Raw genomic sequence first — 13,419 nt, forward strand, 5'->3', positions numbered from 1 at the left:
AATACCGCTCACAAGCGGCCTGTCAGATACCCTTTGCGACAAGAAGGCGCGCACGGTCAAGATCGGCCTGCGTGTCGACGCCGAGCGGCACCGTTCTCACAAGTTCCACATCGATGCGCATTCCGGCTTCTAGAGCCCGCAATTGTTCGAGTTTTTCGCGCTTTTCCAACGGCGATGGCCCAAGCTTCACAAAGCGCTCCAGCGCTGAGCGGCGATAGGCGTAAAGGCCGATATGGTGATAGAGCGGGCCTTCGCCATAAGGCGCTGTCGCGCGGGTGAAATAAAGCGCACGCAGACGGCTGTTACCGGCAAGCGGGGAACCGACGATCTTCACCACACTAGGATTTGTCTTTTCCGATTCTTCCTCGATTTCGACGCCGAGCGTCGCAATGTCGGCAGGCCCGTCTTCGAGCGGCAGAAGCGCGCGGCGGATGATATCCGGGTCGATGGTCGGCAGATCACCCTGAACATTCACCACGGCATCGACCTCGCCCGCCGGATCGACTTTCATCAATGCTTCATAGATTCGGTCGGAACCGGATTCATGATCCTCGCGCGTCATGATGGCTTCATGGCCATGCGCGGTAACAACTGAAAAAATCTCTTCGCTGTCGGTTGCAACCACGGTCCGGCCCAGCTTTGCAGCCGCTGCACGATCAGCCACATGGACGATCATCGGCTTGCCGCAAATATCGGCAAGCGGCTTGTTCGGCAGCCGCGTAGACGCCATTCGCGCCGGGATAAGAGTGAGTGTCTTTAATGTCTGAAGCATCATCGCCTCTTGAGATCGATAGGTCGCGGACGTCTTGTAACCCGCTTTGCCAATGCTGGAAATGCATCAAAAGTGTCAAAAAGTCACGGGTCCAGTCACCCTTATAGGTGTTGCATCGCCCTGGTAAAAGACCTAGTTTCCGCCCGATGCCGGGGAGAGAATTGCGACCTTTATTAAAGGTTTGCATGCCGGCTAGGAGAGCGTTCTCGGGGAGAGCGTTTTGGTAGAGGGAGCGCTGACCGGCGATGAATTCAACCCGGACTAACAAGTTTATCATGGCTTTTCTGGCAACGGTTTTCGTTGTCATGACGACAGGCATCCTGTCCGATTCGCTGTTTCACTCGCCTGCGCCTGAAAAGCCGGGCTTTATCATCGAAGCGGCGGAAGCCTCGACCGGTGAAGGGGGAGCTGCGCCAGCCAAGGAAGAAGTTTCCATTGCAACGTTGCTGCAGTCTGCCGATCCGGCACGCGGTGAAACCGTCTTCAAGCGTTGCGCTGCATGCCATACCGGTGAAAAGGGTGGCGCCAACAAGGTCGGTCCGCATCTGTGGGATGTCGTGAACCGTCCGGCTGCCTCCGTTGAAGGTTTCGGCTATTCGGCTGCCATGAAGGAATTCGGCGCTGGCGGTAACAAGTGGGATTTTGAACATCTCAACAAGTTCCTGACCTCGCCGAAGGGCTTCATCAAGGGCACGGCCATGGGCTTTGCCGGCGACAAGAAGGACAATGAACGCGCCGATCTGATCGCTTATCTGCGCACGCTGTCCGACAATCCGGCTCCACTGCCGACCGCTGATGCGGCACCCGCAGCAGGCGGCGATGCCAAGCCGGCTGAGGGCGGCGAAGCCAAGCCCGCTGAAGGCAACGCTCCAGCAGGCGAAAAGCCGGCTGAAGGCGCACCGGCAGGTGGCGAACAGAAGCCTGCGGAACCGGCACCCGCCAACTAGGCTGACAAGATGGAAACACGATCAAAGCCCGGTTCGCCGGGCTTTTTTCTTGCCCGCATGAATTTTCTTGCCCCAATGCCTTTCTTCCTCCGCAAAAACCCATAAGACTTCATCCCAATATATCCGAAACAGAAACGGAGAGGCTGGATGAAAGCTTTTTGGGCGGGTGCGTTCGCGGTGGCCATGCTCGCGAGCACGGTTTCAATGGGGCGAGCGAATGAGGCGGAACCCCAATGGCGATATTCCTCCAGCCTGCTTGGCGAGCCCAAATATCCAGCCGATTTCAAACATTATGACTATGTGAACCCCGATGCGCCAAAAGGCGGCACGCTGAACATGGTCGCTGTCGGCACCTTCGACAGTCTCAACCCGTTCGTGGTGCAAGGCGTTGCTGCCGCTGGCCTGTCCGATTTCGGCGGCGGGATGCTTTACGATACGCTGATGACGGATTCGCTCGATCAGGGATCGACCCAATACCCGCTCATTGCCGAAGCCCTGCAATATCCCGACGATTTCTCCTGGGTTAAATTCAAGCTCAATCCCGATGCCAAATGGCACGATGGCCAGCCGATCTCCGTCGATGACGTGATCTGGTCGTTCGATGTGCTGAAGAAACAGTCGCCGATGTACAACAAATATTATGGCGACGTGGAGAAGGCGGAAAAGACTGGCGAACATGAGGTGAAATTCACCTTCAGCCAAAAGGGCAACCGCGAACTGCCGCAGATTTTGGGGCAGCTTGCCGTTCTGCCCAAGCACTGGTGGGAGGGCAAGGATGCGCAGGGCAAGCAGCGCGACATCACCCGCCCGACGCTTGAAATCCCGCTCGGTTCTTCCGCCTACAAGATCGACAGTATGACGCCCGGACGCTCCATCATCTGGGCGCGCGTCGATGATTATTGGGGCAAGGATTTGGGCGTAAATGTCGGACGCAATAATTTCGACCGCATCGCTTACGAATATTATTTCAACGAGGACGCGACCTGGGAAGCCTTCAAGAAGGGCGGCCAATACGATTATCGCAACGAAAACCGCGCCCAGCGCTGGGCCGAACAGTATAATTTCCCCGCCGTGCAACGCGGCGATGTCGTGAAGGCTTCATTTCCCTTTCATGCCGCCGGACGCATGCAGGGCTATTTCCTGAATACGCGCCGCGACAAGTTCAAGGACCCGAGGGTGCGTCAGGCACTGACCTACGCCTTCGATTTCGAATCGATGAACCGTCTGCTGTTCTTCAACCAGTACAAGCGCATCAACAGCTATTTCGCAGGCAATGAACTGGAACTGAGCGGCCCGCCGACGCCAGAAGAACAGGCCATTCTAGAGACGGTGAAGGATTCGCTTCCTGCCGACGCGCTGACCAAGGAGTTCAAACTGCCGGTCTATGACACGCCGCAGGCCACCCGCGAAAACCTGCGTACTTCGCTGAAACTCTTCTCGGAAGCAGGCTGGACATTGCAGGGCAACAAGCTGGTCGATGCCAAGGGCAATCCCTTCACTATCGAATTTCTCGGCAAGGACCCGACGGACGAGCGCATTTACAATCCGTTCGCAGCAAGCCTGCGCAAGATCGGCATCAATGCGACCGTGCGTATCGTGGACGCCGCGCAATATCAGGCTCGCGTCAACGATTTCGACTATGATGTGGTCACCTCCATCATTCCGCAGAGCAGTTCACCCGGCAACGAACAGCGCGATATGTGGGGCTCGAAGGCTGCCGACTTCAAGGGCAGCCGCAACTATGCGGGTATTCAGAACCCGGCCATCGACAAGCTTATCGACCGTGTCATCTATGCCAAGAATCGTGACGAGCTGGTCGCCTCGACCCATGCGCTCGACCGGGCGCTCTTGTGGAACTATTACGTCATTCCGCAATGGTATTCCGACCACATCAACGTGGCTTACTGGAATAAATTTGGAATGCCTGAAAAGCAGCCAGACTATCTTGGGATTGACCCGTTCTCCTGGTGGATAGACCCTGCGAAGGAAGCCAAGCTCAAGACCGGCAGTGAATGAGGGCTGAGCAAGAATGACAATCCTTCGCATGAACCGCCGCCATTTTCTGGGGCTTTCGGGAACTGCCGCCATTGCGGCCCTCCTGCCGCCAAGGGCCTTTGCCGACATACCGACGGGCAAGGCACTGCACGGACTTTCGGCTTTCGGTGACCTGAAATATGGTCCCGATTTCTCCCATTTCGACTATGCCAGTCCCGAAGCACCGAAGGGCGGCACGTTCAATTTCGCGCCGTCGAGCTGGGTCTGGAACCAGAATACCGATACGTTCAACACGCTGAATACCTTCACCTTCAAGGGTGATGCGCCGCCGCGCATGGAACTGACATTCGATACGCTGATGGCTTCGGCGCTGGATGAGCCCGATTCTGTCTATGGCCTGATCGCGGAAAATGCGACGCTTTCGAAAGACCGCCGCAGCTGCACCTTCAAGCTTCGCAAGGAAGCGCGCTTTCACGACGGCTCGCCGATCGAGGCGAAAGACGTGCTGTTCACCTATACGACCATCAAGCAGAAGGGCCATCCGACCCTGCGCCAGTCGCTAGCAGGAGTGGAAAAAGTGGAGGTAACCGGCAGCCGAGAAGTGCGCATGCGCTTCGTCGAAGGGCGCGGGCCGAACGCCATTCTAGATGCCGTTACCGTGCCGATCCTGTCGGAAAGCTGGTTCAAGAACCGCGATTTCGAAGCGACAACCATGCAGCCGGTGCTCGGCTCCGGCGCTTACAAGGTCGGGAACTTCGCCGCCGGTCAGTTCATCGAATATGACCGCGTCGAGGATTATTGGGCGAAAGACCTTCCGACACAGAAGGGCTTCAACCATTTCGACCGCATTCGTATCGAGTTTTTCCGTGACCGCCAGCCGCAATTCGAAGCCTTCAAGAAGGGCAGCATCGATTACCGCGAGGAGAGCGTCTCCAAGAACTGGGCGACGGGCTATGATTTCCCGGCCATCCAGCAGGGAAAGGTCATCAAGCGTACCTTTCCGCGAGAAAAGCGCCCGCTGATGCAGGCATGGGCGCTGAACCAGCGCCGCGAACGGTTCCGCGATCCGCGCGTGCGTGAAGCAATTGCGCTCTGCTTCGACTTCGAATGGACCAACGAGCATCTCTTCTACAAAGTTTATGCCCGTTCGCAATCCTGCTTCAACGGATCGGATTTTCAGGCAAGCGGCCTGCCGACACCTGATGAGCTGAAAGTCCTTGAACGCTATCGCGGCAAGCTTCCGGACGCTGTCTTCAGCGAGGCTATACTCATGCCTGTATCGGATGGGACAGGCCGCGACCGAGCGCAGTTTGCGCAGGCCATCAAACTGCTGGAGGCGGTCGGTTTCGAACGCAAGAACGGCCAGTTCCACGACAAGGACGGATCGAAGTTCGCGCTGGAGATTTTGAGTAACTCCGAAGGCTTCACCCGAGTCTATAATCCGTTCATTCAGAAATTGCGGGCCATTGGCATTGATGCAAGCCAGCGTCTGGTGGATACAAGCCAGTATCAGGCGCGAATGCAGGATTTCCAGTTCGACATGGTGGGTATGGCGCTGCAGTTCAGCCCCACGCCAACACAGGAATCGCTTGCCGGCATGTTCGGCTCCGAATCGGCCAAGGTGCCGGGCAGCTACAATCTTCCTGGCACGGAAGATCCGTTGATCGATGCGCTGATTGCGGATATCGGCAAGGTTTCGAGCCGTGAAGAACTCGTCGCCACGATGCGGGCGCTTGATCGGTACTTGCGTATCCGTCGCGACTGGATTCCAAATTGGACGACAGCGAATCATCTCGCGGCCTATTGGGACCGGTTCGGCTTCAAGGAACCCAAGCCCGATTACGGCTTTCCTGTCGAGACGCTGTGGTGGATAGATAATGAAAAGGCACAAGCTGTTGGCAAGCCATAAGACAAACCTGAACCTGCGGAGAAAGCCGAGCTGATGGGCGCTTACATTCTCCGCCGTCTGCTTCTGATGATTCCGACGATTCTCGGCATCATGGCTATTTCCTTCGCTGTGGTTCAGTTCGCCCCCGGCGGTCCGGTCGAGCGCGTGATTGCGCAGCTTTCCGGCCAGGGCGGCGACGCTCTCGACCGCCTTTCGGGCGGTGGCGGTGATTTCGGCCAGAGCGCCGTCGATAGCGGCTCGGTCAACTCCAAATATCGCGGCGCGCAAGGGCTCGACCCGCAATTTATCGCCGATCTGGAAAAGCAGTTCGGTTTCGACAAGCCGCCGCTGGAACGGTTCGGCCAGATGCTATGGAACTATATGCGCTTCGATTTCGGCCGCAGCTATTTCCGCGATATCAGCGTGATCGACCTAATCAAGGAAAAGATGCCCGTCTCGATCTCGCTCGGCCTGTGGCTGACTTTTCTGTCCTACATGATCTCCATACCGCTCGGTATTCGCAAGGCGATCAAGGAAGGCACCCGCTTCGATACATGGACCAGCGCCGTCATCATCGTCGGTTACGCGATCCCAAGCTTCCTGTTCGCGATCCTGCTGATCGTGCTGTTCGCAGGTGGATCGTTTTTCGACTGGTTCCCGCTGCGTGGCCTCACCTCGCCCGATTTCGCGCAAATGTCGTTCTGGGGCAAGATCGGCGACTATCTGTGGCATATGGTGCTGCCAGTCACAGCACTCGTTCTTTCCGCCTTTGCCACGACAACGCTTCTCACCAAGAATTCGTTTCTGGAAGAAATCCGCAAGCAATATGTGACGACCGCCCGCGCCAAGGGGCTGACTGAGAATCAGGTTCTCTATCGTCACGTCTTCCGCAACGCGATGCTGATCGTGATTGCCGGGTTTCCGGGCGCCTTCATATCGGCCTTCTTCACCGGGTCGCTTCTGATCGAGACCATCTTCTCCCTCGACGGGCTTGGACTGCTGGGCTACCAGTCAGTCATCAACCGCGACTATCCCGTGGTCTTCGCCAACCTCTTCATCTTCTCGCTGATCGGCCTTCTGGTCGGCCTCCTGTCCGATCTCACCTATACGTGGATCGATCCGCGCATCGACTTTGACCGGAGGGACGTGTGATGACCGACACCACCCTCCCCCCTGCCGTGCAACCTGTAAAGCGCCCATGGCTTTCGCCACTTAACAAGCGCCGTTGGCAGAACTTCAAGGCTAACAAGCGCGGTTACTGGTCGCTGTGGATTTTCCTGTTTCTGCTCGTCGCAGCACTTTGCGCCGAATTCATCGCAAATGACCGGCCCATCCTCGTTTCCTACAAGGGCGAGTTGCTGATGCCGGTTTTCGTCGATTATCCGGAAGAGAAATTCGGCGGCTTTTATGCCGTTACCGATTATCGCGACCCGGTGATACAGGACGAGATCAACAGTAATGGCTGGGCCATCTGGCCCCCGATCCGCTATTCCTACAACACCGTGAACAACGAGATACCGGAAGCAGCGCCTTCGAAGCCGTTCTGGCTCTATTCGGCGGAAGAACGCTGCCAGCGTTATCCGCAAGGCGTAAACGATCCCAATTGCCGTTTCGGCAATTTCAATCTGCTCGGCACCGACGATCAGGCACGCGACGTCTTTGCACGCGCCCTCTACGGCTTCCGCATTTCGGTGCTGTTCGGCCTGATCCTCACCTTCTTCTCGGCCATCATCGGCGTGACGGCAGGCGCGGTTCAGGGCTATTTCGGCGGCTGGGTCGATCTGATCTTCCAGCGCGTCATCGAAATCTGGTCCTCGATCCCGGTTCTCTACCTGTTGCTGATCATCGCGGCGATATTACCGCCCGGCTTCTGGGTGCTTCTGGGCATCATGCTTTTGTTCTCATGGGTGGCGTTCGTCGGCGTCGTGCGCGCTGAATTTCTGCGTGCTCGAAACTTCGAATATGTGAATGCGGCGCGCGCGCTCGGCGTGAAGAACGGCACGATCATGTGGCGGCATCTGTTGCCCAATGCCATGGTCGCGACGCTGACATTCCTGCCCTTCATCCTGAACGGCTCTATCACCACGCTCACCTCGCTCGACTTCCTCGGCTTTGGCCTGCCACCCGGCTCGGCTTCGCTCGGCGAGCTTCTCGCCCAGGGCAAGAACAACCTGCAGGCACCGTGGCTCGGAATTACCGGCTTCGTGGTCATCTCGCTGATGCTGTCGCTTCTGATCTTCATCGGTGAAGCAACACGTGACGCCTTCGATCCGCGAAAGGCTTTCCAATGAGCGGATCAATGAATAACACGCTGCTATCCGTCCGCGATTTGTCCGTGGCATTCCGCCAGAACGGCGAGGAGCGCATTTCCGTAGACCGGGTATCCTTCGACATTGCCGAAGGTGAAACGGTGGCGCTTGTCGGCGAATCGGGATCGGGCAAATCCGTTTCGGCGCTGTCTATCCTGAAGCTGCTACCCTACCCGTCCGCCAGCCATCCTTCCGGAGAAATTCTTTTCAACGGCAAGGATCTGATGAAGGCCTCGGAACCGGAACTGCGCCGCGTGCGCGGCAACGACATCACGATGATCTTTCAGGAACCCATGACATCGCTCAATCCGCTGCACAGTGTGGAGCGGCAGATCGGCGAAATCCTGAAAATGCATCAGGGTATGGGAGTTGAGGCAGCGCGGACACGAACGCTGGAACTTCTCAATGAAGTCGGCATTCGCGACCCGGAAAAGCGCCTGTCGGCTTTCCCGCACCAGCTTTCCGGTGGACAGCGCCAGCGCGTCATGATCGCCATGGCGCTTGCGAACAAGCCAAAACTGCTGATTGCCGACGAGCCGACCACAGCGCTCGACGTCACCGTGCAGGCGCAAATCCTGAAGTTGCTTGCCGAGCTGAAAGCCGCGCAGGGCATGTCGATGCTCTTCATCACCCATGATCTCGGTATCGTGCGCAAGATCGCCGACAAGGTCTGCGTGATGAGCAAGGGCAAGATTGTCGAGGCCGGGCCGACCAAGGAGATTTTCGAAAACCCGCAGCATCCTTACACCAAGCACCTGCTTGCGGCTGAACCCAAGGGCGAACCGCCGGCTGCCGATCCTGCGGCCAAGACGGTGATGGAAGGCAAGGATATCCGCGTCTGGTTTCCGATCAAAAAGGGGTTTATGCGCAAGATCGTCGACCATGTGAAGGCAGTGGACGGCATCGACGTCAATCTGCGTGCAGGCCAGACGCTCGGCGTCGTCGGCGAATCGGGTTCAGGCAAGACGACGCTTGGCCTGGCACTTTCGCGCATGATTTCATCCAAGGGCGAGATCAGATTCGACGGGCATGATATCGCCAAGTTCAGCTTCAAGGATATGCGTCCGCTGCGGCGCGAGATGCAGATCGTGTTTCAGGACCCGTTCGGCTCGCTCTCGCCCCGCATGACCATCGCGGACATCATCGCCGAAGGGCTGCTGGTGCATGAGCCGAAACTGTCGGCAGATGACCGCGATGCGCGCGTCATTGCCGCGCTCAACGAGGTGAACCTCGACCCGGAAACCCGCTTTCGCTATCCGCACGAATTTTCCGGTGGCCAGCGCCAGCGCATAGCCATTGCACGCGCCATGGTGCTGAACCCGAAATTCGTCATGCTGGATGAACCGACCTCAGCGCTCGACATGAGTGTGCAGGCGCAAGTGGTCGATCTATTGCGCGCATTGCAGAAGAAGCATGATCTCGCCTATCTTTTCATAAGCCACGATCTGAAAGTGGTGCGGGCACTGGCCAATGATGTGCTGGTGATGCGCAACGGCAAGACGGTTGAATATGGTGCGGCGAAGGATGTCTTCGCCCATCCGCAGACCGACTATACCAAGGCGTTGATGGCGGCAGCTTTCCATATGGAAGCGACCGAGGGAGGAGTACAACAATGACGAACAACGATAAAGGCAATATCCTTCTGGCGATCACCGACTGGGATCCGGAAATCTGGCTGAAGACGTTTCGGGATCACGCGCCGGATCGTCCGGTGGTGACGGATCGCACGGAAAACGATCCCTCCGTCAAATATGCGCTCGTATGGAAGCAGAAGCCGGGTTCGCTTGAGAATCTGCCCAATCTGAAGGTCATCTTCTCTCTGGGCGCAGGCGTCGATCACGTCTTCCGCGATGACCGGATTCCCGATGTGCCACTGGTGCGCATCATCTCCGACGATCTCACCATGCGCATGACGGAATATGTTGTCTGGCAGGTACTGGACCATCACCGCCTCGGACAGCGCTATCGCAAGCAGCAGCAGAATCATGTCTGGCATGAAGACCGCCGCCAGCCCGCCGCCCACGAGGTAACGGTCGGCATTATGGGCCTCGGCGTGCTGGGACGCGATGCAGCGGAAAAGCTGAAGGTACTCGGCTTCAACATAACCGGCTGGAGCCGTCGCCCGCAGGAGATTGAGGGCGTGCAGACCTATCACGGCAAGGACGGCTTTGGGAAATTCCTCAAGACGGCCGACATATTTGTCTGCCTGCTGCCGCTGACGCCCGACACAAAGGGCATCCTTTCCATGTCGATGTTTGCGCAACTGAAGAGCGACGGACCGCTCGGTGCGCCGGTGCTGATCAATGCCGGACGCGGCGGTCTGCAGAACGAAGCGGATATTCTGGCCGCGCTTGATCGCGGCCTTCTTTCGGCAGCTTCGCTCGACGTGTTCACGCAGGAACCGCTACCGACCAACAGCCCCCTCTGGGATCATCCGCGGGTGACCATCACCCCCCATGCGGCGGCAAGCTCATCCGCGACCGCCCTTGTGCCGCAGATTATCCGACAGATCGAAGCTTTTGAGCGCGACGGGACGCTGGAACACATCGTCGACCGCAACACGCAGTATTAAGCAGCGATCCCAATCGCTCCATTCTCGCCGACCGTCACCCGATGGCCGGCGAGTTGCTTTTGCGCTTCACGGTCGAGCTCGACGGCGATAGGCACGTCATGCCCCATTTCACGCGCCACGATGAGGCCAAGGAGCAGGATCGCATCCGGTTCATGCAAGACAATGGCTGCAGGGGCATGACCGCTATGGACCAGCTCCAGAAGCACGGCAGCGGCTGATGACGACCCGATGGTTCCGGGCAGGCACAGCACACGCCCGGCAATGCTCAATCCATGCTCCGGGTGACGTACATCGGCAATGCGCCCGCTCTTTGGATCGACACCACCCCAGAAGCTGATTGGAGCGGAAAGAACCAGCGCGTCCGCATTTGCGCCCCTGCCTGCAACGAGTACGGAACTTTTCCCAATGCTCATGCTGCCTGCCTCCCGAAAACCGGTCTGCCCGCGACAGCACTTTCCACGCATTCTTCCAGCGAACCGTAAAGCACGCCATAGCCGGTATTGCCGGGTGCATAATGGGCGAACTTGCCGGAATTGGTCATCAAAACGGCATCATCCTTGAGCGGCAAAATGGGTGTAACGACCACGCATGTATCGGCGACAATGACGACGCCTGCTTTTTCAAGCGCCTGCCTGCGTCCGTCTTTCTCCAGTTCGACCAGCGTATGACGGCCCGTGCAGGCATAAAGCGGCACTGCGAGCTTGCGTTCTGCTATGGCGCGCTCCAGACGGCCGAATTCCATTATCGAAAGATGCGGACTGCCAATGGCGACTGCATCGATATGATCCACCTGACCGACCGTTGAAAGCCGCTTGCGCGTCGCCTCGATCATGCCTCGCGTGACGCGGATGACACCTTCCGGCTTCTGATGTTGCAAGGCCGTCTCGAGGTCGGGAGCTTCCGGCGTTACGCCCGCGACGTGAAACAGACCGACTGCGCCCACCGATGCGGATGCCGCGCCGAAAGCCTTCAGATCGTCTTCATCGGGATGGACAGGACTACCCGCAACGACACCGATATTCGGGCCAACGCTGCGACCAAACAGATTGCCGAGAATAGGCCAGGCCACTTCTGAAGACAGGAAAGCCGGATCGAGTGCCGAAATATCGATCACCACAGTGGCACGACGGTTTTCGCTGCGATGCAAACCATAGTCCGGCGCGCAGCCTGCAATGGCGCAGGCTATATCGAGAAAGTCGCCATAGCGATTGGTACGCGCGCCGAGAACCGAATTACAGAACACGACCGCATTGGATTCGCCCCAGGCGACATCGGTGCCCTCTGCGGGCCTGTGCCCGGCCTGATAGGGCGCACAGGTCCAGGTCGGCTCACAGGCGAGTTTGATATAAGCGCGCATCATGCGCTTGGCCATGTCGGCCTCGTGAGCCGGCAAAAGATTGCGCGAGCAGCCCGTCAGATCGATGGAACCGACATTGAGTGTAGAGCGGACTTTGACCTTTGCGCCACCCTCAACCAGCTTTTCTGCAAAAAGCGTTCCGCTGTCGCCGTGATAAAGCGCACCGTCAATATGTGCTGATGCAATCGGGATGAGGCGCGGCGCACCCATCAATCTTGCAGTGTCGGCCACGATGCGCATGGCCATCGCGGTCCCTTCTCCCCGTTCCCCGGCGGCTATCGACCGCTCTTCATGGGTTAATGTCAATGCCACGCGTGATCTCCTTGCGCATGGTTATGGATGTGGGGCGACTATAGCCCGGATGCGTGGTCTCGGCGATCTTGCTGTAGCCGAGTTTTTCAAATACCGCCCTGTTGCGCGTAAGCTCGACACGCACCTGCAATTCAATCCGGGGCTTGCCTTTCGCAACCGCTTCCTCCTCCGCCGTCTGCATCAGCAACCGACCGATACCTCTTCCTTCAAAGGCAGACGCAACGGCAAGCTTGCCGAGATAGAAGCAGTCCGCTTTCTCCCGGATAAAGGCACAGCCGATCAGTTCATTGCCAATGAATGCGACAAAACCGGTTTCTTCCTGCGCCTTCTGCCTCAGATTTTCCACCCTCAACAGAATTGCCGATGAAGGCGGATCGATCACGCCGTCCATATAGGCGAAGCTGTCGCGGATGAGGTGGAGCAGTTCCTTCCATTGCCAGAAATTCTCGCCAATCGCTTCAACCCGCAGAGCTGTCATTTGGATTTGCGCGCCTTGTAGCGAATGGTTTCGAAGCGGACATTGAGCGCATTATAAAGCAGCAAACGACCAACCAGCGGTTCACCGATGCCGGTGATGAGCTTGATGACTTCCATCGCTTGCAGACTGCCGATCACACCTGGCAAGACGCCAAGCACACCGGCTTCCGCACAGGTCGGCACCGTTCCCGGTGGCGGCGCTTCGGGAAAGAGATCGCGATAAGACGGATTCTGTGCGCCATCTGGACCAATCCCATAGGGCATCAGGACAGTCACCGTCCCATCGAAACGGCCCATCGCACCAGTCACCAACGGGCGCCCAACTTTCGCGGCAGCATCGGCCAGAATATAGCGTGTGGAAAAATTGTCCGAACCATCCACCAGGACGTCATAATTGCCGATCAACGCTTCGACGTTGTCGGCATCGAGGCGAAGCTGGTGTCCCTCCACCTTCACATGCGGGTTGATGCGGGCAATAGTGGCCAGCGCGCTTTCCACCTTTGGCTGGCCCACGCTTTCCGTATCGTGAATGACCTGCCGCTGCAGGTTCGACAGCGAAACGGTGTCGTCATCGACAATGCCGACCGTACCGACGCCCGCAGCCGCCAGATATTGCAGCACGGGCGCGCCAAGACCGCCTGCGCCGACGATCAGCACACGGGCGGCCTTCAGCTTCTGCTGGCCCGGCCCGCCGATTTCCGGCAACACGATATGGCGCGCATAGCGCTCAAGTTCTTCGGACGAAAAAGGTTTGGATGGTGCATTCATACCGCCAAACATATGCCTCTCC

12 protein-coding genes are annotated in these 13,419 nt (G+C 57.9%); 7 read left to right on the forward strand and 5 right to left on the reverse strand.

Annotated features, from left to right (window positions below; translation table 11 throughout):
- Positions 1-22: 22 nt before the first annotated feature.
- Positions 23-772 (reverse strand): 3-deoxy-manno-octulosonate cytidylyltransferase, encoded by a 750-nt coding sequence (locus ACYSN1_RS06985; RefSeq protein ID WP_461724976.1) that lies wholly within the window; start codon positions 770-772, stop codon positions 23-25.
- 245 nt (positions 773-1,017) lie between these two features.
- Here ACYSN1_RS06985 and ACYSN1_RS06990 point away from each other — a divergent pair, with 245 nt between their 5' ends.
- The 7 genes from ACYSN1_RS06990 to ACYSN1_RS07020 all read left to right on the forward strand — a co-directional run bounded on the left by ACYSN1_RS06990 (position 1,018) and on the right by ACYSN1_RS07020 (position 10,483).
- Entirely contained in the window at positions 1,018-1,719 is a 702-nt protein-coding gene (locus tag ACYSN1_RS06990) for a c-type cytochrome (RefSeq protein ID WP_461724977.1), read from the forward strand.
- A gap of 147 nt (positions 1,720-1,866) precedes the next feature.
- Positions 1,867-3,735 carry an extracellular solute-binding protein gene (locus tag ACYSN1_RS06995; protein ID WP_461724978.1) on the forward strand — a complete coding sequence of 623 codons (1,869 nt, stop codon included), beginning with the start codon at positions 1,867-1,869 and terminating at the stop codon, positions 3,733-3,735.
- 13 nt (positions 3,736-3,748) lie between these two features.
- Positions 3,749-5,623 (forward strand): extracellular solute-binding protein, encoded by a 1,875-nt coding sequence (locus ACYSN1_RS07000; protein WP_461724979.1) that lies wholly within the window; start codon positions 3,749-3,751, stop codon positions 5,621-5,623.
- 33 nt (positions 5,624-5,656) lie between these two features.
- On the forward strand, positions 5,657-6,754 hold the full coding sequence (locus tag ACYSN1_RS07005; RefSeq protein WP_461724980.1) for a microcin C ABC transporter permease YejB: 1,098 nt from the start codon (positions 5,657-5,659) through the stop codon (positions 6,752-6,754).
- Positions 6,754-7,893, forward strand: a complete 1,140-nt coding sequence (locus ACYSN1_RS07010; RefSeq protein ID WP_461724981.1) for an ABC transporter permease — start codon at positions 6,754-6,756, stop codon at positions 7,891-7,893. Before ACYSN1_RS07005 ends, ACYSN1_RS07010 begins: the two co-directional genes overlap by 1 nt.
- An 8-nt stretch (positions 7,894-7,901) precedes the next feature.
- Positions 7,902-9,527, forward strand: coding sequence for an ABC transporter ATP-binding protein (locus tag ACYSN1_RS07015; RefSeq protein WP_461724982.1), 1,626 nt, complete (start codon positions 7,902-7,904; stop codon positions 9,525-9,527).
- Positions 9,524-10,483, forward strand: a complete 960-nt coding sequence (locus tag ACYSN1_RS07020) for a 2-hydroxyacid dehydrogenase (RefSeq protein WP_140020648.1) — start codon at positions 9,524-9,526, stop codon at positions 10,481-10,483. Before ACYSN1_RS07015 ends, ACYSN1_RS07020 begins: the two co-directional genes overlap by 4 nt.
- Here ACYSN1_RS07020 and ACYSN1_RS07025 read toward each other — a convergent pair.
- The 4 genes from ACYSN1_RS07025 to ACYSN1_RS07040 are packed head-to-tail and all read right to left on the reverse strand — an operon-like array spanning position 10,480 to position 13,409.
- Positions 10,480-10,896, reverse strand: coding sequence for an aconitase X swivel domain-containing protein (locus tag ACYSN1_RS07025; protein ID WP_461724983.1), 417 nt, complete (start codon positions 10,894-10,896; stop codon positions 10,480-10,482). The two genes, ACYSN1_RS07020 and ACYSN1_RS07025, sit on opposite strands and share 4 nt — an antisense overlap.
- Positions 10,893-12,152 (reverse strand): aconitase X, encoded by a 1,260-nt coding sequence (locus tag ACYSN1_RS07030; protein WP_461724984.1) that lies wholly within the window; start codon positions 12,150-12,152, stop codon positions 10,893-10,895. Before ACYSN1_RS07030 ends, ACYSN1_RS07025 begins: the two co-directional genes overlap by 4 nt.
- Positions 12,130-12,630 carry a GNAT family N-acetyltransferase gene (locus tag ACYSN1_RS07035; RefSeq protein ID WP_461724985.1) on the reverse strand — a complete coding sequence of 167 codons (501 nt, stop codon included), beginning with the start codon at positions 12,628-12,630 and terminating at the stop codon, positions 12,130-12,132. Before ACYSN1_RS07035 ends, ACYSN1_RS07030 begins: the two co-directional genes overlap by 23 nt.
- Positions 12,627-13,409: a molybdopterin-synthase adenylyltransferase MoeB gene (locus ACYSN1_RS07040; protein WP_461724986.1), complete on the reverse strand. Its 783-nt coding sequence runs from the start codon at positions 13,407-13,409 to the stop codon at positions 12,627-12,629. Before ACYSN1_RS07040 ends, ACYSN1_RS07035 begins: the two co-directional genes overlap by 4 nt.
- Positions 13,410-13,419: the final 10 nt, after the last annotated feature.

Source organism: Brucella sp. LJL56 (genome assembly GCF_054871705.1).

Bases quoted from the DNA above. Each gene is read 5' to 3' on its own strand.
- ACYSN1_RS07005 (WP_461724980.1), top strand. From the start codon at position 5,657: ATGGGCGCTTACATTCTCCGCCGTCTGCTTCTGATGATTCCGACGATT.
- ACYSN1_RS06985 (WP_461724976.1), bottom strand. From the start codon at position 772: ATGCTTCAGACATTAAAGACACTCACTCTTATCCCGGCGCGAATGGCG.
- ACYSN1_RS07025 (WP_461724983.1), bottom strand. From the start codon at position 10,896: ATGAGCATTGGGAAAAGTTCCGTACTCGTTGCAGGCAGGGGCGCAAAT.
- ACYSN1_RS07040 (WP_461724986.1), bottom strand. From the start codon at position 13,409: ATGTTTGGCGGTATGAATGCACCATCCAAACCTTTTTCGTCCGAAGAA.
- ACYSN1_RS07010 (WP_461724981.1), top strand. From the start codon at position 6,754: ATGACCGACACCACCCTCCCCCCTGCCGTGCAACCTGTAAAGCGCCCA.
- ACYSN1_RS07015 (WP_461724982.1), top strand. From the start codon at position 7,902: ATGAATAACACGCTGCTATCCGTCCGCGATTTGTCCGTGGCATTCCGC.
- ACYSN1_RS07035 (WP_461724985.1), bottom strand. From the start codon at position 12,630: ATGACAGCTCTGCGGGTTGAAGCGATTGGCGAGAATTTCTGGCAATGG.
- ACYSN1_RS07020 (WP_140020648.1), top strand. From the start codon at position 9,524: ATGACGAACAACGATAAAGGCAATATCCTTCTGGCGATCACCGACTGG.
- ACYSN1_RS06995 (WP_461724978.1), top strand. From the start codon at position 1,867: ATGAAAGCTTTTTGGGCGGGTGCGTTCGCGGTGGCCATGCTCGCGAGC.
- ACYSN1_RS07000 (WP_461724979.1), top strand. From the start codon at position 3,749: ATGACAATCCTTCGCATGAACCGCCGCCATTTTCTGGGGCTTTCGGGA.
- ACYSN1_RS06990 (WP_461724977.1), top strand. From the start codon at position 1,018: ATGAATTCAACCCGGACTAACAAGTTTATCATGGCTTTTCTGGCAACG.